The sequence below is a fragment of the Anaeromyxobacter sp. SG64 genome (assembly GCF_022690745.1).
Taxonomy (GTDB): domain Bacteria; phylum Myxococcota; class Myxococcia; order Myxococcales; family Anaeromyxobacteraceae; genus Anaeromyxobacter; species Anaeromyxobacter soli.
In genome coordinates, this window is the sequence record NZ_JALCZB010000021.1 from 17,082 (window position 1) to 37,067 (window position 19,986).

Sequence of the window (19,986 nt, forward strand, 5' to 3'; positions counted from 1 at the left end):
CGGATTGAACAAATGAGCGGTTCACTCATCATCAATGCGCGGGACCGCCTGCGCTGGCATCAGCGGCTCTGCTCCGATGCGTCCACCGTGCTCATGTGGGGAGCCTGGCTGAAGCTGTGGTACCCGGTGATGCGCTCCTTCTCCTGGGTGGCGGACATCAACGTCCTCTCCCAGCTCACGCTGATGAAGCTGGCGTCCGTGGGCGCGACCGCCGATGTCCCGCGGTACGCCATCGCGCTCGTCGGGACCTCGGGGACGCTGCTCCTGTGGAACCGGCTGCCGGCGCTGAAGGTGCGCACGCCCAACGTGCGCTCCGTGAGCGACTACGCCCGCCACTTCGAGCTGTCCGAGGACGAGATCCTGGCCGGCCGCGGCACCGCCGTGTGCGTGGTGCACCACGACGAGGGCGGCCGCATCATCCGCGTGGAGCGGCGCCAGCCCGCCGAGGCCTTCCGGCGCCACGATCCCGAGCCGCTCCAGGTCGAGCGGGCGGCCTGATCCGCGGCCGAACCTCCTGCAGGAGTGTCCCTGGCGCGCGCCGGCCCACGGCCGCGTACGCGGCGTGAGGGTCGGGATTCCTGCGAGCGCGCCGGTGCGCGCCGAGCTCCCGGGTCAGCCCGTCAGCTCGCGGTCGAACTTGCCCCGGAGGAACTCGCGGACCTGGGCGGACGGGCGACGCCGATCGAGATCGACGTTGCCCTGACCGGAGGCCTGCGGCTCGCGCATGGGCGAGACGACCAGCTCGGGCGCGGCGTCCCGACGACGATCCGCCGACGGGAAGTTCCGGACCTGCTCGCGCGCGACGCGCCACGCCTGCTGCACGGTCCAGGAGAGCGAGCGATCGAGGCGGACCGCCTCTTTCATGATCTCGCGCAGCGTCTCGTCGGGGAAGTACAGCGACTGTTTCTGTTTTTCGGTTCCGGCCATCCCTGCATTCCCTCCGCGGTGCTGTTCGCATCGTACGCGTGTCGACACGTTCGGCAACTCCGCGGCGTGCTTGCTTGATCGTAATCGTGGCTGCCCCGTCCGATCGGGGGAGTCGAGCGCCCTGCGCCTCGCGGTGCAGGCCACGAGCGAACGTCGCGCGGGCGAGCTCAGCGCCCCAGTGACAGGGCCTCGACCGCCTCGGGCCGAAAGCGGAGCCCGATGCCTGGACGTTCGGGGATGCGGGCGAGGCCGTCCGCGATCTGCAACGGCTCCTCGAGGATCGCGTCGGCCCAGTCGACGTACTCCAGGTAGTGGCACGTCGGCGTCGCCGCCAGCAGGTGCGCGCTGAGCTCCGGCAGCAGGTGGGACGACATCTCGATCCGGTGCGCCGCGGCGATCCCCGCCGCCTGGATCCAGCCCGTCACGCCGCCGATGCGAGCCGCGTCCGGCATCACGTGGTCGCAGGCACCGGCGCCGAGCGCCTCGATCATCGACTCGGGACCGTTGAAGTTCTCTCCGAGCTGTACGGGCACGGAGAGCGCCCTCGCGATCGCCGCGTTGCCGGCATAGTCGTCGTGACGGGTCGGCTCCTCCAGCCAGGCGATGCCCTCCGACTCGAGCGCGCGTCCGCGGCGGATGGCCTCCGAGACGGAGAGGGCCTGGTTGTAATCGACCGGCAACGCGATCTCGTCGGGGAGCCGCCCGCGGACCGCGCGCGTGACGGCGAGGTCCTCCTCGAGGGTCGGATGGCCGAGCCGCAGCTTCACGCTCCGGAATCCGCCCGCGAGGAGCTTCTCGGCCTCGTCCGCAGCAGCGTCCGGCGACATGAGGCCCAGCCCGCTCGAGTTGTAGGCGGGGATGGGCCTCGGCCTCGCCCCGAGCAGCGTTGCGAGCGGCGCGCCCGCGGCGACGGCGAGCGCATCCCAGATCGCGGCGTCGAGCGCCGACAGGGCCATGCGGACCACGCTCGCCACGCCCACGAGCGCGAACCGCCGGGCGAGCTTGGAGGCGATCTCGAGCGGCGCCGCAGGATCTCCCTCGACGACCGACACGGCGTCGCGCAGCACCGCGTCGATCGCCCGCGGCACGCTCCGGCGATAGCAGAACAGGTACGTGCGCCCGGTGATCCCCTCGTCGGTCTCGAGCTCGACGAGCAGCAGCGGGGCGCGGGTCACGGTCGCCGCGCTGGTGCCGAGGGGATACGTCATCGGAACCTCGACCGCGAAGGTGGTCACCCCTCTGATCGTCAGCGGCGGCAGCTCGGGGACGCTCGGCGCGGGCATGAGCGACGCTCCTCCAACGCGCGTGCATGAGCAGGCGCTGGGGCACGATCAAACGCGCGTGCCGGGTCGCTTGGGGTCACCCGAACGCACGCTCGAGCTGGGCACGTCGCGGTCGGTGGTCGGCGTGGAGGATCCGCCGGTGCACGTGGAGTCGCGAGGCATCCGCCGGGGAGGGCGTAAGAGATGCGGCCCGGCGGAGGGGAGCCGCCGGACCGCTTGATCTGCCTCACCAGGGGGAACGTCGCGCACGCAGTCGGTCGCAGGCGGCTGTCGTACATCCTCAGGTTACTGCGGCCTCGTGACGCAAGACATCCCGTGGCTCCGGGAGCCCCAAATGTGCGGCGAACCCCGCGCGATCCGGTGACCTTCTGTCGAACGCTGCGTTCGCGCCGCTCTCATGTGCGGCGTCTTGCCGCGTGGCTTGCGGTGGTGCGCGTTTGGGGCGTGTGGGCGTAATGTCCCCGAAGCATGGGACCCCCCGCGCACCCTCACGAGGCGGCATTCCAGGCCGTGACCGCCGCGTTCGCCTCCCTCGGGCGCGTATGCCTCGCACTCGACGTCGAGTACCGGATGCGGCACATCTCCCCGCTGCTGGACGATCTGCTCGGAGCGGGCGCGGCCGAGCACTACCGCGGCCGCCCCATCGTCGAGCTGCTCGGGTGCGAGCTCTTCGGCGTGGACGGGCCGTTCCGCGCGGCGCTCGCGGCGAGCGAGCGCCGCGAGGGCTGGCGCGCGTGGCTCCCCGATGGCGCGGGTGGGCGCCGGCCGACGTCGGTCACCGTGGCGCCGCTGCGCAACCTGGGCGGCGCGTGCGATCGCGAGGCCGTGTACCTCATCGTCCTCCGCCCGGCGGATCCCGAGGTCGGCGAGCCCTGCGGCCCGGCGCGCTCCACGAGCCTCGTCGTGGGGTCGCCCGCGATGGAGCGGGTTCAACGCCTCGTGGAGAGCCTCGACCACTCCGACGTGTCCGTGCTCATCGGCGGGGAGAGCGGCGTGGGCAAGGGCGTCGTCGCCCAGGAGATCCACGCGCGCTCGCGCCGGCGCGAGCGGCCGTTCGTGGCGGTCAACTGCGCGGCGCTGCCCGACGCGCTCCTCGAGTCGGAGCTGTTCGGGCACGTGCGCGGCGCGTTCACGGGAGCGCTGAGGGACCGGACCGGGCGCTTCGAGCTGGCGGACGGCGGCACGCTGTTCCTCGACGAGGTCGGCGATCTGCCCCTGCACGTGCAGGCGAAGCTGCTGCGCGTGATCCAGGAGAGGTCGTTCGAGCGCGTCGGCGACAGCCGCACGATCACCGTGAACGTCCGGATCATCGCGGCGACGCACCGCGACCTGCGGCGCGAGGTCGAGGCGCGTCGCTTCCGTGAAGACCTGCTCTACCGGCTGCGCGTCTTCCCGATCGAGATCCCCTCGCTGCGCCAGCGCCGGGAGGACGTGGCGCCGCTCGCGCGTCACCTGCTCGCGCGCTCCGCGGCGCGCACCGGTCGAGAGCTGAGGCTGTCTCCCGAGGCGCTGCGCCAGCTCGAGGGATATCGCTGGCCGGGCAACGTCCGGGAGCTGGAGAACGCGCTCGAGTATGCGGCGACGGTCGCGACGGGGCAGACGATCCAGCCGGAGGACCTCCCATCGGAGGTGCTCGCCGTCGCGGAGCCTGCCCGGAGCGCGCACGACGCGACCGTCGAGCGGGAAGGGGTGCGCGGTTCGTCGAGGCGGCGGGATCCTCCCGCGCGCGAGGAGCTGCTCGCGGCGCTCCAGGAGAACCGCTGGCACATCGCCGACACCTCGCGGGCGCTCTCCGTCTCCCGCTCCACGCTGTGGCGGTGGATGCGCGAGCGCCGCGTCACGCGCGCGTCCTAGAACGGCGCGTCGCGACGGAATGTCGCGACATGCCTGGGATCCACGGGCCCGCGGCCTCTGATCGCTCGAAAGAACGCCATGCGTCGGGGTGGCGCACCCCTTGCTCATGTGACGGGGCAGGGCGACGCGACCGCGATGCGGCACGGGCGGAGCCGGGCGCTCACCGCGCTCGACTCCGCATCGAGGGGGGACGTGTGCGCGTTCGCCAGCGCCTGCGCTCGGTGCGCGGCGCGATCGATCACGAACGCAGTTGGGAGGATCACATGACCAGACGGACCCTCGCCGTCCTCGTCGTCTCCGCCGCCGCGCTGGCCTGCGGCGGCGCGACCGACGACGGACTCGGTGCAACGACACAGGCAGCGCAGAGCCCGGGCGGCGGCACGCCGACCTTCAAGATCCTGGCGAGCAACGATCTCGGGATGCACTGCGCGTGTCCCAGCTTCGGCACGTTCATGCTGCTGCCGCCCTACAACACGCTCCGGGCGCAGGTGTTCCAGACGGGCAGCCTCGACCCGGTGCTCCTCGGAGCGAGCAGCCAGTACAAGGTCACCTACGACGTCCTCGAGAACACCGACGCCGCGATGAAGGCGGACCCGTACTTCGCCAACTGGATCCAGAACTCCCCGAAGATCTTCCCCGGCTTCCAGCCGGTGCGGGCGGACGGCCGCATCCAGGGGCTCGGCGGCGCGACCTTCAGCGGCGACATGGACGTCAAGACGACGCCGGCGACGACCTACTTCGAGAAGGCCGGCATCCCGGCCTATCCAGTCGTGACGGGCACCGCCACGGACATCATGACGGATCCTCTGGGCGGCCCGAACCGGACGCCGTACCTCACCGGCCGTATCCGGGTCGTCGAGACGGCGACCGGCCAGGTGATGGCGAGCGACGACGTGACGGTGCCGGTGGCGTTCGGCGGCTGCTGCAACTGCCACCTGAAGCTCGCGGGAGCGTACGGGAAGCCGGCCACGCCCGCGGGCTCGTTCGAGACGATGGGCATGCTGCACGCGCGTGACGCCCGGATCGACTTCTCGAAGCTGGACCCGGATGGCGACGGCGTGGGCGGCCCCATCCGCTGCTCGGTGTGCCACTGGGATCCGGCCATGGGCGAGAGCCAGGCGCCGGGCTTCGCGGCGACGTATCCGAACTACCAGATCCTCCCGGGCGCGACGTTCACGAGCGCGGACGTGCGGACGTCGCAGTACTCGTTCTCGGACGTGCTGCACCGGTTCCACGCGCAGAGCTCCGCGGTGCTCACGTCGTACGACGCGAACATCGCGAAGAACTGCTACGACTGCCACCCCGGCAACAACGTGAACTGCTACCGGGACACGCACACCACGAAGACCAACGCGAGCGGCCAGCCGATCTGGTGCACCGACTGCCACGGCGACCTGAACCAGCGCATCGCGCAGAACCAGATGGCGAACCCGTGGTCCGACCAGACGCTGCCCACGTGCGCGCAGTGCCACGGCACCAAGTACGGCGAGCTGTCCCCGTCGCACGCGAACTGGCTCAAGATCGGCGTCTTCGGCAAGTACCTCAACTCGAGCGGCCACAAGTTCGACAAGGTGCTCTGCTCGTCGTGCCACGGCTCGCCGCACGGGCTCAACCCGTCGACGCTCGCCAAGGACAACGTGCAGAACGTCGCGCTGCAGAACGACTCGCGCGCCATCGGTGTCTGCAACGTCTGCCACACCGGCAAGTCGGCGTCGTGGGGGGTGCCGCCGCACTAGGTCGCGCGGCGTGAGGACGGCCGCGGGAGGCATGCTCTCCCGCGGCCCGTCCCGCCGCACAGCTCGCGTCGACGCCGACCGCGGGCCGTAGCTGCGGGCCACCCCGCCGCAGCGAGACCTCTCGCAGCGGCTTCTCGTGCGCGGGCGCAGCCCCCGCCACGAGCGGCGTGACCGACTTCGTCGCGACAAGACGTCGCAACGTCGCCGTCGCGCCGCCTTCGCGCTGCGCGTATCCGGGCAGGAACACGCCGCTTCGGTGGTGGCATGTCCCGTGCTCTAGCGACGCGGCAACGCGACGCACACGAGGCGCGGTCCGGGGCCCGGCGGCACCCGCTGTCAGCCGAACCACGCCGACGAGGTCCTCGGCCGGCAAGCGCGCGAGGACAGAGGTGCTGCTCGCCGACGTCGCCGGCCTCCGGGGCGCCGGCCTCACCATCGAGAGGGACGACAGATGAAGAGAGCGCTTTACGCATTCCTCGCCATCTCCGCGATGCTGGCGGCGTGCGGAACCGAGCAGGAGCTGGCCGCGCAGAGCCAGGCCGAGACGGCGGCGAGCTCGTACACGATCACGATCGTGTCGCAGAACCCCTCGAGCGGGGTCGCGATCACCGTCAGCCGGGCCGACCTCTACGGCAGGGCGAACGGGACGACCGAGTTCACCCGTACCTACACGACGGGCACGGCCCTGTCGCTCACCGCGCCCTCGAGCGCCTCCGGGGCTCCGTTCCAGAAGTGGCAGAAGAACGGCGTCGACCTCACGTCCAGCACGACCGCCAGCATCACCGTGAGCGCGCAGGATCGCTACACGGCGATGTACGGCTCGAGCTCGGGCGGGAGCTCCCCCACCTTCAAGATCCTGGCGAGCAACGATCTCGGGATGCACTGTGCGTGTCCGAGCTTCAGCACGTTCATGCTGCTGCCGCCGTACAACACGCTCCGGGCACAGGTGTTCCAGACCGGCGCGGGCGAGCCGTCGCTCCTCGGGGCGAGCACCCAGTACAAGGTGACCTACGACGTCCGCGAGAACACGGACGCCGGCCTGAAGGCGGACCCGTACTTCGCGAACTGGATCCAGAACTCCCCGAAGATCTTCCCCGGCTTCCAGCCGGTGCGGGCGGACGGCCGCATCCAGGGGCTCGGCGGCGCGACGCTGAGCGGCGACATGGAGGTCAAGACGACGCCGGCCACGACCTACTTCGAGAAGGCGGGCATCCCCGCCTATCCGGTGGTGACGGGCACCGCCACGGACATCATGACGGACCCGCTCGGCGGCCCGCAGCGCACGCCGTATCTCACCGGTCGGATCCAGGTCGTCGAGAAGGCGACCGGCAAGGTGATGGCGAGCGACGACGTGACGGTGCCGGTGGCGTTCGGCGGTTGCTGCAACTGCCACGTGAAGCTCGCGGGCGCGTACGGGAAGCCCACGACGCCCGCGGGCTCGTTCGAGACGATGGGCATGCTGCACGCCCGTGACGCCCGGATCGACTTCTCGAAGCTCGATCCGGACGGCGACGGCGTGGGCGGCCCCATCCGCTGCTCGGTGTGCCACTGGGATCCGGCGATGGGCGAGAGCAAGGCGCCGGGCTTCGCGACGACGTATCCGAGCTACAAGATCCTCCCGGGCGCGACGTTCACGAGCGCGGACGTGCGGACGTCGCAGTACTCGTTCTCGGACGTGCTGCACCGGTTCCACGCGCAGAGCTCCGCGGTGCTCACGTCGTACGACGCGAACATCGCGAAGAACTGCTACGGCTGCCACCCCGGCAACAACGTGAACTGCTACCGCGACACGCACACCACGAAGACCAACGCGAGCGGCCAGCAGATCTGGTGCACCGACTGTCATGGGGATCTGAACCAGCGGATCGCCCAGAACCAGATGGCGAACCCGTGGTCGGCGCAGACCCTGCCCACCTGCGCGCAGTGCCACGGCTCCTCCTACGGGGAGAAGTCGCCCGGTCAGAGCGGCTGGCTGAACACCGGCATCTTCGGCAAGTACCTCAACTCGGCCGGTCACCACGGCTCCAAGGTGCTCTGCTCGTCGTGCCACGGCTCGCCGCACGGGCTCAACCCGTCGACGCTCGCCAAGGACAACGTGCAGAACATCGCCCTGCAGAACGACGCGCGGGCGATCGGCAAGTGCACGGTCTGCCATGGTGACCAGTCGAGCACCTGGCAGGTCCCGCCGCACAACTAGCGAAACAGGCCGGCCGCGGGGTGGGTACGCTCACCCCGCGGTCGCGTCCTCGAAACTCCACTCCAAGCACGGAAACGTTCTCCATGACGCGACGGATGGTGATGGTGTCGGTGATTGTGGTGTGGATCGGCGCGCTGGCCGCGGTGGTGAGGCTCGGTCCGCCGCGTCTGCGCGCCTCGGGACCGCCCCTCACGGCTGCAGCGCTCGACACCTCGAAGACCCTCGACTACCTCGCGGGCTGGGCGCGGCGCGACCGCTGGGACGCGTTCCCGGAGTCGCCCTCGTTCGCCTTCTACAACCTGTACACGACGCGTGCCCTCGGCGGCTCGGTGTCACCGGAGCTTCGCGCCCAGGTGATCGAGTACCTCCGCAGGTGCCAGGCGCCCGACGGCGGGTTCACGGCGGCACCCGGGACCGGACCGTCGCACGTCGTGCCGACGCTGTACGCGACGCGCACGCTGGGGCTCCTCGGCGCGCTCGACGCGATCGACCGGCCGCGCGCGGTGGCGTTCCTCACGTCGCTGGCGGGGAAGGACGGCGGCTTCCGTGGACGCGCTGCCGAGGCGGACGTGTCGCTCGGCGCGACGTACCACGCCCTCGCCGCTCTCGAGATACTCGGCGCCCTCGATCGCGTGGACCCGCGCCGCACGGCCACGTTCCTCTCGTCGCACCGGGCGGCGGAGGGAGGCTTCGCGCTGCGCCCGGGCATGATCGCCTCGCCGGCCGCGACCTTCATGGCGGTGCGCTCCCTGAAGCTCGTCGGCGCGCTCGATCCCGAGACGGCCGCGGGCGTGGCGCGCCACCTCTCGGGCTCCCGGTACTCGGGGAAGGTCCGCGACGGGAAGTTCACCTCGCTCCCCGAGATCGAGGAGGAAGCCCAGGTGCTGGGTGCCCTCGCCGAGGTCGGTCGCCTGGACATCGTGGACCGTGCCGAGGTGGAGCGGTTCGTGGCGAGCCTGTACGTGGCCGAGAACGGCGGGTTCGGGCCGCAGCCCGGCCTCGGCACGACTCCCCCGAGCACGTTCCACGCGATCGCGTGCCTCGTCGCCCTCGGCCGGCTGCCCGCGCCGGCGGGAGGCTAGGGCTCCCCTTCACGAGCAGCAGGTCGTCCGCGCGAAGTGGGCGGCGGCGAGCCCATCGAAGCAGGCGTCGAGCCGGTGGCGGCGGTCTCGCCCGAAGGTCGCTCGACCGGCCCGGCCTCGGTTTGCGGACGGGCGCCGCTCCCGGCCGGCGGCGCGATGAGCTCTCGCCCGCCTCGCCTCTCGCCGTCGCCCGTCGGACGAGCGACGAAGCCTCCGCGTCACGGCCAGCCCGGGCTCGACGTTCGACGTCCCGGTGCTCACGCTAGAGGCGCCATGCCATCCACACTGCCCAGCCAGATGAAGGCCGCCGCCGTCGATCACTTCGGCGGACCCGAGGTCCTGCACACCGAGACGTTGCCCGTCCCGCAGCCCGGCGAGCACGAGATCCTCCTCCGGGTCGACGTGGCCGGAGTCGGCGTCTGGGACCCGTGGGTCCGGCAAGGCGGTTTCGACGACGGCTCGACACGTTTCCCCTACGTGATGGGGAACGACGGAGCCGGAGTCGTGGTGGCAGTGGGCCCGAAGGTCAGCCGCGTACGCGTGGGACAGCGAGCCTATGGCTATCAGATGGAGGGCGGCTTCTACGCCGAGTACGCCAAGCTCGAGGAGGGGCGGGCGGCCCCGATCCCGAGCGGCCTGGACGCGAGGGAGGCCGGCGCGCTGGGCGCGGACGGGATCACCGCGCTGCGCGGGCTCGACGACGAGCTGCGGCTGCGCAGCGGACAGTCGCTCATGATCATCGGCGCGAGCGGCGGGGTGGGCCACATCGCCGTGCAGCTGGCCAAGCGGATGGGGGCGCGCGTGCTCGCCGTCGCCTCGCGAGCGGATGGTTTGAAGCTGGTCGAGAAGCTCGGCCCGGACGTCGCGATCGACGGGCGAAGAAAGGACGTGGCGAAGGCGGCTCGCGCGTTCGCGCCCGAGGGGCTGGACGCAGCTCTCGTGCTGGCGGGCGGGGACGACGTGAACGCGGCGCTCGCGACGATCAAGAAGGGGGGACGGGTCGCCCATCCCAACGGCGTGGAGCCCATCCCGGAGGTCCCGAAGGGCGTCGAGCTGCTCGCGTACGACGGCACTCCCAGCGCAGAGGCGTTCGACCGGCTCAACCGGCTGATCGGGGACGCGCCGTTCCACGTCGAGCTCGGGAAGCTCTACGAGCTCGAGGAGGCCGCCCAGGCTCAACGGGACGTCGAGAAGCACCACCTGGGAAAGCTCGCGCTGCGTATCCACTGAGGCGGAGACCCGTCGAGCTGGATGGCTGCTGCGGTGCACGACCCCACCAACCGGGCTCCGCGCTGGGGCGGCCGCCCGGCCGGAACTCTCACCGCCGCCGGCTCGCCAGGGGCTCGATCACCGCGCCGCCACCCACCGCGCTCCGCACTTCGGGCAGACGTACGTCGCCATGTTGCCGATGGACTGCTCGACGACGCCTTCGGCGCCGCACTTCGGACACTTGTTCGTCGGCTGAGTCGGGGCAGGGACGTGGACAGGCATGGCGGAAGAGTCTACCCCGCCTGCGCGCCGTCGCCGACGCGCCGTCGAGTCACGGTTCCGGTTCGCTTGGCGGTGCCGCCGGGCGGTGGTCATGTTGTGCGCGGCCCGCCCGCCTCGCGCAGGCGTGCGCGGTCGGACGCACCCGGAGAGCGGAGGTGGGCCGTGGCGAGGACGATGCGAGCAGTCGAGATCACCAGGCCCGGATCGGGCTTCACGCTCGTGGAGCGCCCCGTGCCCGAGCCAGCGGCGGGACAGGTCCGCATCGCGGTCGAGGCGTGCGGCATCTGCCACTCCGACGCGTTCGTGGCGGAGGGCTCCTATCCCGGCCTCGTATACCCGCGCGTCCCCGGTCACGAGGTGGTCGGCCGCGTCGACGCCGTCGGAGCAGGCGTGGTCGTCTGGCGCCCGGGGCAGCGTGTCGGAGTGGGCTGGCACGGAGGGCACTGCGGGGCGTGCGAGGCGTGCCGCTCGGGCGACTTCATCCAGTGCGAGCGTGGGCTCGTCTGCGGCTTCAGCTACGACGGCGGGTACGCCGAGCAGATGGTCGCCCCGCAGGAGGCGCTCGCCGCCATCCCCGACGCGCTCGACTCGGTCGCCGCCGCTCCGCTGCTCTGTGCGGGCGTCACTACGTTCAACTCGCTGCGAAACAGCGGCGCCCGGGCGGGCGACCTCGTGGCGGTGCAGGGCATCGGGGGGCTGGGGCACCTCGGCCTGCAGTACGCCCGCAAGCTCGGGTTCCGGACGGTCGCGCTCTCGCGCGGCGCAGACAAGCGCGCGCTCGCGCTCGAGCTCGGCGCGCACGAGTACGTCGATCAGGAGGTCGGGGACGCGGCGGCCGCGCTCAAGAAGCTGGGCGGCGCGCGCGTGATCCTCGCCACGGCGCCGAACTCTCAGCTCATGTCGAGCCTCTTCGACGGCCTGGGACGCGACGGTACGCTGCTGGTGGTCGGCGCGAGCGCCGATCCGATCCAGGTCTCGCCGTTCCAGCTCATCGGCGCCCGGCGGCGGGTGCAGGGCTGGCCGAGCGGTACGGCCAAGGACTCAGAGGAGACCCTGGCCTTCAGCGCGCTCAACGCGGTGGCCTCGCGGAACGAGACGTTCCCGCTCACGGCGGTGAACGAGGCGTTCGAGCGGATGATGTCGAACCGCGCGCGCTTCCGGGTCGTGCTGAAGGTCCGGCAGTAGCCTCGGCAGCGCCGTACGCGCGGCCGGGGGGATGGCAGCAGCGGAGCGGCGCACGGCCTGCGCCTCGAGCGCCAGCGCCGACGCACGCGCTGAAGCCGGGAGCCCGGCGGCCGATCTGCACGTCTGCCCAGCCCGACTCCGGACTCGGCGTGGAGTTGCCATTCAGCCCACTTGTGTCACGCCCCGCCGGTGATGAGTCTGCGCCACCCCTAGACACCACGCCTCGCCTACCAGGAGGCGTCATGGACCGGCTCGCGCAGAAGAACAGGGAAAAGGTCATCGACCTGCTGATGGAGCGCCTGAGTTTCGAGCGCGCCGGAGTGAAGCTCTACGACAAGGTCCTGGAGCGGATGCGCGAGTCGAGCGGCGCGCGGAGCGGGCGTCACGGCGACGGCGACTACACCACCTACGGTCTGAGCGGCTATCGCGCCGGCGACGTGGACCGCGGCGTGCACGAGGACCTCGACCGGGAGCAGGGCGGGATCGCGCACCCCGACCGCGAGCGCGAGCGAGAGGAGCGCGTCGTCGCCGAGATGCTGCCACTGGTGGAGAAGATCCGCGCCCAGGAGAAGGAGCACGAGGAGTGGTTGAAGAGCAGCATCCGGCGGCTCGGCGGCGACGACAAGCGGATGACGGAGATGGCAAACGTGACGGCGCGTGAAGCGGCCGGCATCGAGAAGGTTGTCATGAAGGATCCGCAGCTCCCGCACCTGTTCCACGCGCTCCTCGCGGCGGAGCACGTGGACACGGCCGGGTGGGACCTCCTCCTCGTGCTCGCCGGCGAGGCAGGCGACGGCGCCGCCGAGGAGGAGTTCAGGAAGCGCCTGCAGGAGGAGGAGCGACACCTCGCCTTCCTGCGCGAGGCGCTGCGCACGTTCTCGGCCCACGAGGTGCTGGGCGAGGAGCTGCATTCGCCCACGCCACCGGTCTGATCCCGGCGCGGGCGGTCGGGCCCGGCGCGAGGTCGCATTCGAGGTAGAGATGAGGGCCATGACGGTGCTCATCGTTCGCCTCGGCAGTCCACGCGCCGCCGGAGAGGGCCTCCGGATCGGTACGGTGCGCCGCCCGCCGCGCGGCGTGCCCGCGGCCCGCTTCGCCCCGGACGACTGGTACGACGTCTGGTACCCGAACCTCGCGCCGAGCACCGAGACGATGAAGCTCGGCAAGGCGGCGCGGACCGAGCGGGAGTGGGCGCTGTTCGCGAGGAGGTTTCGCGCCGAGATGGCCGAGCCCGCCGCGAGCCGCACGCTCGACCTGCTCGCTGCGCTCTCGCGCACGGCGAGCTTCTCGGTAGGGTGCTACTGCGAGGACGAAGCGCGCTGCCACCGGTCGGTGCTGCGCGCGCTGCTCGGGGAACGCGGCGCGAAGATGGGGTGACGAGCGCTGCCGGCAGCGCGTTCTGCGCGGGGCGCCAGGACGCGGCCGGTGCGGGTCTCGCGTTCGGCCGAGCCGGCGGTGTCGAGCGTTGACCGGAGCCGGGGCACGCCTCAGAACAAGAGCGCGATGCCGCCCGGTGCTGGCACGAGATCCACGCCGCGGCGCCGGCGCGGACCCGATCTGCGATGAAAGAACCAGGGGATCGCGAACCCGACCGCGCTTCCGACGGCCGCGCCCGCGGCGACGTCGGTGAGCCAGTGCGCGTCGCCGGCCATCCTGAGGTATCCCACGCCGGACGCCAGCGTCAGCCCGACTCCCCAGGCCCATGGCGCCCACGATCGGCCCCGGATGGTCGCGACCGTCGCGGTCGACGTCGCGAGCGAGAACGCGAACGAGGTGTGGCCGGAGTAGAAGCTGCGGTCGCGCGATCCCGGCATGAACGTGGAGCCGCCGGCGGGGCGAGGCCGTGCGAAGCCGTCCTTCGCGGCGTTGACGAGATCCGACGCGATCGCGACGGACTCCCCGACGACGAGCAGGTCCTCGAAGAACGTCCGGCGCGTCCCGTCCTGCGCCGCGCCGAGCGCGGAGAGCGTGAGCGCACCCGCCGACAGAACGCCGGAGTCGATCACGTCCGAGAGGTGCCGGGCGCGAAGCTCCGCGCGCGCGCCGGTGAGCCGGAGCGCGTCGCGTGCTGCCTCGTCGAGGCCATTCACGGCGCAGAATCGGCACTGGCTCGGCGAGAGCCGGGGGAGGGCGAGGCCCGCGGCGAGGGCCCCCGCGAGGAAGGTCACCGAGACGTCGAGGCGTGGGTGGACGACGAGGTCGTCGGCGGAGGGAGCGGCGGGCCAGGCGATGAAGGCCCATGCGGCCAGCGCGACGGTCAGCGGACGCTTCATCACCGGAACTTTGGGCTCACAATGAATGAGCGCCACGGGAGAGCGGGGCTGACGCACCCGGGAGCGGCTCCTCCCGGTGCCGTGGGCCGGGCGCGCGGAGCCGCGGGCTCGGGTTCGACCGCGGCGACGGAGCTCGGCCGAGGCAGGAGCATTCGGGCGCCCGGACGTCCCATCGACGCTCGCGGACCTTTCGCACCCGAGCTCGTGGACGCCCATTCGCAGCGCGTGCAGTCGATGGCCCCTCCCGCGCGAAGGGGCGAGCGAACCCCGGTGCGGAGAACGCGGCGATGCGTCCCCGGCGCCCGTCCGGAGACGCATCGCCGTTCGAGGTTCAGTGCACGGAACGCGGCGGAGGGAGATACGCGTACGGGCGCGCGTCGAGCCAATGCCAGGCATTGCCGCTCTTCCTGGCGAGCATCACGACGTGCAGCTTCATCGTCCTGGTCGAGCCATCCGGCATCCTGAAGTTCTGGAGCTCGTGATCGAGGTCCATGAACGCGAGGTCGTCCCCCATGCGCCGCACGGAGGAGATCGCGAACCGCGAAGTCGTGCCTGCGAGGATCGTCTCGCAATCGTGACGGTACGCGGCCGCGACGCCGGAGCGACCGTTCCCGACCTCTCCGGTGGGGGTGATGAGCGTGCCGTCCTCGGTCCAGAACGCCGCCACCGCCTCCACGTCGAACCGGTTGAACGCCTCGTTGAACTTCCGACACGCAGCTTCGAGCGATGGATCCGCCTTGTAGGGCTGCGTCCCGACTTCCTGCGTCGTTTCCATGAGCACACCTCCGTACGACCTAGGTCGTGGCGGTTGCGGCGGAAATGCTCGAGCGCAAATGCCAGGCGGGGGCGCCGGATCGGGTGAAAGGATCCCGCGAGGTCGGTTGGCCGTGACGTCGGCGCGAGGGCGGCGGTGCGACCAGCAGGCGCCGGTCGCCTCCTGATATGGATACACGATGCCACTGAAGCCGAGTGCTCAGAGGGTCCAGGACGCGCTGCGGGGCGCCGGCTTCGCGAACACCGTGATCGAGCTGCCCGACTCCGCTCGGACCGCAGCAGAAGCGGCGGCTGCGGTCGGTTGCGACGTGGGGCAGATCGTGAAGTCCCTGCTCTTCGAGGCGAAGCCGAGCGGACGCGCGGTGCTGGTCGCGGCGAGCGGGAGCCACCGCGTCGACGAGCAGGCGGTGTCGGCGGTGATCGGCGAGCGCATCGCACGCGCCTCGGCCGACTTCGTTCGCGAGCGCACCGGGTTCGCCATCGGCGGCGTGCCCCCCATCGGACATGCGCAACCGCTCCTGGCCGTGGTGGACGAGGCGCTGCTCGCGTACGAGCGCATCTGGGCGGCGGCCGGCCACCCCCACGCCGTGTTCGAGCTGACGCCCGCCGAGCTCGTGCGGATGACGGGCGGGAGGGTCGCGCGGCTCGCGGCGGCGGAGCCATAGCGCTTCGAGGAACGCGTAGGCCGCGCGAGCTCTCCGTACGAAGAGCGCGCCACCGGGCGGTCCCTCGACTAGGCTGCAGGCGCCATGTCATCCAGCCTGGCTGCCGTCGTGCTCGGCCTCGCCTCCGCCGCATCATGGGGAGCGGGGGACTTCACCGGGGGGATCGCCTCGAAGCGAGCGCCGGTCGTCGGCGTCCTCGTGCTCGGCCAGGCCGCTGGCGTGACGCTCATCTTCGCGGCGGCGCTGCTCCTTCACGAGAGCGTCCCCGCGCCCGCCACCCTCGCCTGGAGCGTCGCAGCGGGTGCTGCGGGAGCGGTCGGCCTCGCCGCGCTCTACCGCGCGCTCGCGGTGGGGCGCATGGCGGTGGTGGCGCCCGTCTCGGCGGTCCTCTCGGCGAGCATCCCGGTGGTGTGGGGCGCGCTCGCCGAAGGGATGCCGTCGGGCTCGAAGCTCGCCGGCTTCGTGCTCGCGCTCGCTGGCATCTGGCTCATCGCGCGCGCGGGGCCGCCCGGCGGCGGGACGGAGGGACTCGGGCTCGCCCTCGTCGCCGGCTGCGGCTTCGGCGCGTACCTGGTGCTGATGGACCGCGGTGCGCAGGGGGGAACGTTCTGGCCGCTCGCGGCGGCGCGCGGGACGTCGTTCGCCCTCGCGGTGGTCGTCGCCGGGGCCCGCCGGCGTCCGTGGGCGCCTCCGAGGCACGCCGTGCCGCTCGTTCTCCTCTCGGGGGTGCTCGACGCCGGCGGCAACGCCTTCTTCGTCCTGGCGACGCAGGCCGGCCGCCTCGACGTCGCGGCCGTCCTGGCGTCGATGTACCCGGCGAGCACGGTGGCGCTCGCGGCCGGGCTCCTTCGGGAACGCATCACCCGGCCGCAGTCGGCGGGCATCGTCGCGGTCCTGGGAGCGATCGCCCTGATCGCGGGGTGACGCCCGAGCGCGCGGCGTCGGAGGGAGGCTGGCTAGAACCGCGGAGCCCCGTAGCTCCGCTCGAACAGCGCACGGATCGCCGCGCGACCGTCGTCGGAGAGGTCTCGCGTGCCGGTGCCCGCGAACCTCTCGCGCCTGATGGCGGGAGGCTCCTCGGCGACCCAGTCCCGCTCGTTCCACCGGAACCAGCGCTTCTGCTCCTGGTCGAAGAGGTGGACCGGCTTTCCCCAGTGCCGCGCAAGCTCCACGGCCCAGCCCGTCGCGCCGTGCGCCGGCTCGTCGGCGGCGACGGCGCCGACGGCGAACACCTCGCCGGCCGTGCTCACCTGGTGCCAGATCGCCTGGAGCACGCGCCGCTGCTCCCCCGGCTCGGGGAGCGCACGGTGCAGGTGCGCCTTCAGGTAGGCGGCGCTGACCTCGCCCACCTTGAGCTCGTCCTCGCTCAGCTCGACGAGCCCGCGCGTCCGCGCGAGGTCGTGACGGCCGCCGAACGTGAAGTTCACCTCCCGGACGCCCCATCGTTCGGCGCAGGCGCCGAACTCCTCCTCGGCGCCCGCGGAGCCGCTCGCCAGCAGCGTGAACGACTCCGGGGAGAGCTCGTCCGGCGCCGAAGCCTCGTCGTCTCTCGGCGGCCGCAGCCGGCCGCCCTCGAGCACGAGGGGGACCTCGATCCCGGGGAACCGCTCGAAGTCCTTCGCCAGCGTCAGCCGGGCATGCCGTCCGTGCGGCTCGAGGGAGATGGCGACGTCGACGAGCGCGGCGCACTCGTCCGACAGCGGGGCGATGCGCCGGGCGCCGGCGAGCTCGCGGGCTCGCGCCGTCATCCAGATCTCGGCGCCGACGCGGGCCGCGCTCGCCTTGAACCCGCCGACCGTGGCGGCGCACGCGGGCTGTTCCCAGGCGAAGCCGTCGACGAGGATGGCGCGGGGACCGTGCTGGAGGTGCGCCTGGAACGCGGCCAGCGCCTCCTCGAGCCCCCGCACGCCGAAGGCGCGCTCCACCGACGACCAGATGAGCCGCCGGTGGGCGATGGCCTCGCGCACGCCCCCGCGGTCGGCCAGCCCGACACCCTCGGCGAGCTCGTCGAAGAGCGCGTCGTAGCGCGCGGAGACGTGCTCCACGGATTGGCCGACCGCGACGTGGAGGACCGGCTTCTCGCGCAGCAGGGCGTCCAGCCCGAGCTGCACGAGGCAAGCAGACTTCCCGACGCCCGCAGGCGCCACGATCACGCCCAGGTGACCCTTCCCGAGCCCGCCGCGGATGGAGCGGTCGAGTATCCGCAGCGGGCTCTGGAGGATCGCTTCCTGCCGGATCATGGGCGCCGGACGGGATCTACTTCTTGCCGCCCTCCGCGGCCTTCTTGCCGGCCGCCTTGGACATGAGCTCCTCGGCCATCGCCGTCGGGACCGGCAGGTACCGGGAGAACTCCATGCTGAACTCCGCCTTGCCCTGCGTCGAGGACCGGAGGGTCGTGGAGTACCCGAACATCTCGGCGAGGGGCACCTCGGCCTCGATGCGGACCAGCCCGCCGTCCTCCTGCGAGCCGACGATCATCGCGCGCCGCTGCATGAGCGTGCCGAGGACGCCGCCGGAGAACTCGGAGGGCGTCTCGACGCCGACCCGCATGATGGGCTCGAGCAGGCGCGGCTTCGCGCGATCGAAGCCCTCGCGCCAGGCGCCGCGCGCGGCCTCCTGGAAGGCGATGTCGGACGAGTCGACCGCGTGGCTCGCGCCGTCGTTGATGACGACGCGCACGTTCACCACGGGGAAGCCGAGCAGCCGCCCCTTGCCGAGCATCGAGCGGAAGCCCTTCTCGACCGCGGAGATGAACTCGCGGGGGATCGCGCCGCCCACCACGTCGTCGACGAACTCGTACGGCTGCTCGCAGGGCTCGATGTAGCCGCACACCCGGCCGAACTGCCCCGACCCGCCGGTCTGCTTCTTGTGCGTGTAGGCGAACTCGGCGCGCTGGCTCACGGTCTCGCGGTAGGCGACCTGGGGCGGGGACACCTCGACGAGCGCGTTGTACTCACGCTTCATGCGCTCGATGTAGACCTCGAGGTGAAGCTCGCCCATCCCGCGGATGATCGTCTCGCCGCTCTCCTCGTCGATGCCGGCGCGGAACGTCGGGTCCTCGCGGGTGAAGCGCCGGAGCGCCTTCCCCATGTTGGTCTCGCTCTTCGAGTCGGCCGGCTTGATGGAGAGGGAGATCACCGGATCCGGCACGTGCATCGAGGTCATGTTGAGCTTGACCTTGCCATCGGTGAACGTGTCGCCGGAGTTGCACTCGATGCCGAACATCGCGACGATGTCGCCGGAGCCGGCGGCGTCGATGTCCTCCATCTCGTCGGAGTGCATGCGCACGAGCCGTCCGACCCGGTGATCCTTCTTCGTGCGCATGTTCGTGATGAACATGTCGCGCGAGAGCCGGCCCTGGTAGATGCGCAGGTACGTGAGCTGACCGTACCGGCCGTCCTCGAGCTTGAACGCGAGCGCCACGGTGGGCTTGTCGTTGTCGATCGAGAGCACGACCTTCTGCTCGTCGGCGGCGAGGTCGTGGGCCTCGTTGACCACCTCGGTGGGATCGGGGAGGTAGTCGACCACGCCGTCGAGCAGCTTCTGGACGGCCTTGTTCTTGTACGCCGAGCCCATGAACACGGGCGTGAGCTTCAGCTCGATCGTGCCCTTGCGGATCGCCGCCTTGACGAGCTCCTCGGTGACCCGATCCTCGAGGATCGCCTCGGTCAGCTCGTCGGAGAACATCGACGCGGCGTCGAGCATCTCCTCGCGCGCCTTCGCCGCCTGCTCCTGCAGCTCCGCGGGGATCTCCGACTCGGTGATGACCTCGCCGTCCTTGCCGCTGAAGCGGACCGCCTTCATGGTCACGAGGTCGACCACGCCCTCGAACTTGTCCTCGAGGCCGATCGGGAGCTGCATCAGCACGGGGTTGTGCTGGAGCTTCTCGCGGAGCTGATCCTTCACGCGGAGCGGGTTCGCGCCGGAGCGGTCGCACTTGTTGACGAACGCGAGGCGCGGCACCCTGTAGCGCCGCATCTGGCGGTCGACGGTGAGCGACTGGCTCTGAACGCCCGCGACGGAGCAGAGCACCAGGATCGCGCCGTCCAGCACGCGCAGCGACCGCTCGACCTCGATGGTGAAGTCGACGTGCCCGGGGGTGTCGATGATGTTGAAGTGGAGCCCCTTCCACTCGCAGTGCGTCGCGGCGGAGGCGATGGTGATGCCGCGCTCGCGCTCGAGCTCCATCGAATCCATCTTGGCGCCGACGCCGTCCTTGCCCTTCACCTCGTGAATGGCGTGGATCCGGTTCGTGTAGAAGAGGATGCGCTCCGTCAGCGTGGTCTTGCCGCTGTCGATATGGGCCGAGATCCCGATGTTCCGGAGCTTCGAGAAATCCGTGTACACGTCTTACCTCCACCTGCGGGGCGGATTGAGCGATATGGGCGATTCGGTGCGCGGCGCCGCTCGCCGGCGAACCGGCTGGCCAGCATGGGCGCCGCTCGTGTCGAACCCGTCGGGCGTGGCCGGAATTTCGCGCCAGCGGGCCGACGGGTGTGGACCTGTACGCCGTTCACCC

18 protein-coding genes are annotated in these 19,986 nt (G+C 71.4%); 11 read left to right on the forward strand and 7 right to left on the reverse strand.

The annotated features are described in order from the left end of the window. Positions 1 to 12 precede the first annotated feature (12 nt). Positions 13 to 498, forward strand: a complete 486-nt coding sequence (pgaD, locus tag MNZ29_RS08825; protein ID WP_242335211.1) for a poly-beta-1,6-N-acetyl-D-glucosamine biosynthesis protein PgaD — start codon at positions 13 to 15, stop codon at positions 496 to 498. Between the two features lie 114 nt (positions 499 to 612). On the opposite strand, the gene MNZ29_RS08830 is transcribed toward pgaD, so the two are convergent. Then, entirely contained in the window at positions 613 to 927 is a 315-nt protein-coding gene (locus MNZ29_RS08830) for a TIGR04563 family protein (protein ID WP_242335214.1), read from the reverse strand. 167 nt (positions 928 to 1,094) lie between these two features. Continuing rightward, the gene (locus MNZ29_RS08835; RefSeq protein WP_242354935.1) at positions 1,095 to 2,210 is read right to left on the reverse strand and encodes an enolase C-terminal domain-like protein; all 1,116 of its coding nucleotides are present in this window, start codon (positions 2,208 to 2,210) and stop codon (positions 1,095 to 1,097) included. 468 nt (positions 2,211 to 2,678) lie between these two features. On the opposite strand from MNZ29_RS08835, the gene MNZ29_RS08840 reads away from it, so the two are divergent. The 5 genes from MNZ29_RS08840 (at position 2,679) to MNZ29_RS08860 (ending at position 10,309) form a co-directional block, all read left to right on the forward strand. Continuing rightward, positions 2,679 to 4,064, forward strand: a complete 1,386-nt coding sequence (locus tag MNZ29_RS08840) for a sigma-54-dependent Fis family transcriptional regulator (protein WP_242335220.1) — start codon at positions 2,679 to 2,681, stop codon at positions 4,062 to 4,064. A gap of 263 nt (positions 4,065 to 4,327) precedes the next feature. Beyond that, complete coding sequence (locus tag MNZ29_RS08845) at positions 4,328 to 5,800, forward strand: hypothetical protein (protein ID WP_242335223.1); 1,473 nt, start codon at positions 4,328 to 4,330, stop codon at positions 5,798 to 5,800. A 451-nt stretch (positions 5,801 to 6,251) separates the two neighbouring features. After that, positions 6,252 to 7,997, forward strand: coding sequence for a hypothetical protein (locus MNZ29_RS08850; RefSeq protein ID WP_242354938.1), 1,746 nt, complete (start codon positions 6,252 to 6,254; stop codon positions 7,995 to 7,997). A gap of 83 nt (positions 7,998 to 8,080) precedes the next feature. After that, positions 8,081 to 9,079: a prenyltransferase/squalene oxidase repeat-containing protein gene (locus MNZ29_RS08855; RefSeq protein ID WP_242354940.1), complete on the forward strand. Its 999-nt coding sequence runs from the start codon at positions 8,081 to 8,083 to the stop codon at positions 9,077 to 9,079. 273 nt (positions 9,080 to 9,352) lie between these two features. Next, complete coding sequence (locus MNZ29_RS08860) at positions 9,353 to 10,309, forward strand: NADP-dependent oxidoreductase (RefSeq protein ID WP_242338496.1); 957 nt, start codon at positions 9,353 to 9,355, stop codon at positions 10,307 to 10,309. A 117-nt stretch (positions 10,310 to 10,426) separates the two neighbouring features. Here the strand turns inward: MNZ29_RS08860 and MNZ29_RS08865 are convergent, their stop codons facing one another. Beyond that, positions 10,427 to 10,570: a zf-TFIIB domain-containing protein gene (locus MNZ29_RS08865; RefSeq protein WP_242338494.1), complete on the reverse strand. Its 144-nt coding sequence runs from the start codon at positions 10,568 to 10,570 to the stop codon at positions 10,427 to 10,429. 162 nt (positions 10,571 to 10,732) lie between these two features. On the opposite strand from MNZ29_RS08865, the gene MNZ29_RS08870 reads away from it, so the two are divergent. The 3 genes from MNZ29_RS08870 to MNZ29_RS08880 all read left to right on the forward strand — a co-directional run bounded on the left by MNZ29_RS08870 (position 10,733) and on the right by MNZ29_RS08880 (position 13,132). After that, the gene (locus MNZ29_RS08870; protein WP_242338492.1) at positions 10,733 to 11,755 is read left to right on the forward strand and encodes an alcohol dehydrogenase; all 1,023 of its coding nucleotides are present in this window, start codon (positions 10,733 to 10,735) and stop codon (positions 11,753 to 11,755) included. A 242-nt stretch (positions 11,756 to 11,997) separates the two neighbouring features. Further along, a complete protein-coding gene (locus tag MNZ29_RS08875; protein WP_242338490.1) occupies positions 11,998 to 12,687 on the forward strand; it encodes a DUF892 family protein in 690 nt (229 codons plus the stop codon). A gap of 58 nt (positions 12,688 to 12,745) precedes the next feature. After that, complete coding sequence (locus MNZ29_RS08880; RefSeq protein WP_242338488.1) at positions 12,746 to 13,132, forward strand: DUF488 domain-containing protein; 387 nt, start codon at positions 12,746 to 12,748, stop codon at positions 13,130 to 13,132. A 110-nt stretch (positions 13,133 to 13,242) separates the two neighbouring features. Here MNZ29_RS08880 and MNZ29_RS08885 read toward each other — a convergent pair whose 3' ends face one another. Both MNZ29_RS08885 and MNZ29_RS08890 read right to left on the reverse strand, forming a co-directional pair. Beyond that, positions 13,243 to 14,028: a phosphatase PAP2 family protein gene (locus MNZ29_RS08885; RefSeq protein ID WP_242338486.1), complete on the reverse strand. Its 786-nt coding sequence runs from the start codon at positions 14,026 to 14,028 to the stop codon at positions 13,243 to 13,245. 331 nt (positions 14,029 to 14,359) lie between these two features. Next, positions 14,360 to 14,803, reverse strand: coding sequence for an SgcJ/EcaC family oxidoreductase (locus tag MNZ29_RS08890; protein ID WP_242338484.1), 444 nt, complete (start codon positions 14,801 to 14,803; stop codon positions 14,360 to 14,362). A gap of 178 nt (positions 14,804 to 14,981) precedes the next feature. On the opposite strand from MNZ29_RS08890, the gene MNZ29_RS08895 reads away from it, so the two are divergent. Both MNZ29_RS08895 and MNZ29_RS08900 read left to right on the forward strand, forming a co-directional pair. Beyond that, on the forward strand, positions 14,982 to 15,467 hold the full coding sequence (locus MNZ29_RS08895) for a YbaK/EbsC family protein (protein ID WP_242338482.1): 486 nt from the start codon (positions 14,982 to 14,984) through the stop codon (positions 15,465 to 15,467). 84 nt (positions 15,468 to 15,551) lie between these two features. After that, positions 15,552 to 16,391: a DMT family transporter gene (locus tag MNZ29_RS08900; RefSeq protein WP_242338480.1), complete on the forward strand. Its 840-nt coding sequence runs from the start codon at positions 15,552 to 15,554 to the stop codon at positions 16,389 to 16,391. 32 nt (positions 16,392 to 16,423) lie between these two features. Here the strand turns inward: MNZ29_RS08900 and MNZ29_RS08905 are convergent, their stop codons facing one another. Continuing rightward, a complete protein-coding gene (locus tag MNZ29_RS08905; RefSeq protein WP_242338478.1) occupies positions 16,424 to 17,707 on the reverse strand; it encodes a hypothetical protein in 1,284 nt (427 codons plus the stop codon). Positions 17,708 to 17,723: 16 nt separating this feature from the next. Next, positions 17,724 to 19,814, reverse strand: a complete 2,091-nt coding sequence (fusA, locus tag MNZ29_RS08910) for an elongation factor G (RefSeq protein WP_242338476.1) — start codon at positions 19,812 to 19,814, stop codon at positions 17,724 to 17,726. Positions 19,815 to 19,986 lie beyond the last annotated feature (172 nt).

What these genes read in the sequence shown, in the direction of transcription:
- MNZ29_RS08850 (WP_242354938.1), top strand. Translation starts at nt 6,252, where the DNA reads ATGAAGAGAGCGCTTTACGCATTCCTCGCCATCTCCGCGATGCTGGCG.
- MNZ29_RS08830 (WP_242335214.1), bottom strand. Translation starts at nt 927, where the DNA reads ATGGCCGGAACCGAAAAACAGAAACAGTCGCTGTACTTCCCCGACGAG.
- MNZ29_RS08905 (WP_242338478.1), bottom strand. Translation starts at nt 17,707, where the DNA reads ATGATCCGGCAGGAAGCGATCCTCCAGAGCCCGCTGCGGATACTCGAC.
- MNZ29_RS08885 (WP_242338486.1), bottom strand. Translation starts at nt 14,028, where the DNA reads ATGAAGCGTCCGCTGACCGTCGCGCTGGCCGCATGGGCCTTCATCGCC.
- MNZ29_RS08835 (WP_242354935.1), bottom strand. Translation starts at nt 2,210, where the DNA reads ATGCCCGCGCCGAGCGTCCCCGAGCTGCCGCCGCTGACGATCAGAGGG.
- MNZ29_RS08895 (WP_242338482.1), top strand. Translation starts at nt 14,982, where the DNA reads ATGCCACTGAAGCCGAGTGCTCAGAGGGTCCAGGACGCGCTGCGGGGC.
- MNZ29_RS08880 (WP_242338488.1), top strand. Translation starts at nt 12,746, where the DNA reads ATGACGGTGCTCATCGTTCGCCTCGGCAGTCCACGCGCCGCCGGAGAG.
- pgaD (WP_242335211.1), top strand. Translation starts at nt 13, where the DNA reads ATGAGCGGTTCACTCATCATCAATGCGCGGGACCGCCTGCGCTGGCAT.
- MNZ29_RS08845 (WP_242335223.1), top strand. Translation starts at nt 4,328, where the DNA reads ATGACCAGACGGACCCTCGCCGTCCTCGTCGTCTCCGCCGCCGCGCTG.
- MNZ29_RS08890 (WP_242338484.1), bottom strand. Translation starts at nt 14,803, where the DNA reads ATGGAAACGACGCAGGAAGTCGGGACGCAGCCCTACAAGGCGGATCCA.
- MNZ29_RS08855 (WP_242354940.1), top strand. Translation starts at nt 8,081, where the DNA reads ATGACGCGACGGATGGTGATGGTGTCGGTGATTGTGGTGTGGATCGGC.
- MNZ29_RS08900 (WP_242338480.1), top strand. Translation starts at nt 15,552, where the DNA reads ATGTCATCCAGCCTGGCTGCCGTCGTGCTCGGCCTCGCCTCCGCCGCA.
- MNZ29_RS08875 (WP_242338490.1), top strand. Translation starts at nt 11,998, where the DNA reads ATGGACCGGCTCGCGCAGAAGAACAGGGAAAAGGTCATCGACCTGCTG.
- MNZ29_RS08840 (WP_242335220.1), top strand. Translation starts at nt 2,679, where the DNA reads ATGGGACCCCCCGCGCACCCTCACGAGGCGGCATTCCAGGCCGTGACC.
- MNZ29_RS08865 (WP_242338494.1), bottom strand. Translation starts at nt 10,570, where the DNA reads ATGCCTGTCCACGTCCCTGCCCCGACTCAGCCGACGAACAAGTGTCCG.
- MNZ29_RS08860 (WP_242338496.1), top strand. Translation starts at nt 9,353, where the DNA reads ATGCCATCCACACTGCCCAGCCAGATGAAGGCCGCCGCCGTCGATCAC.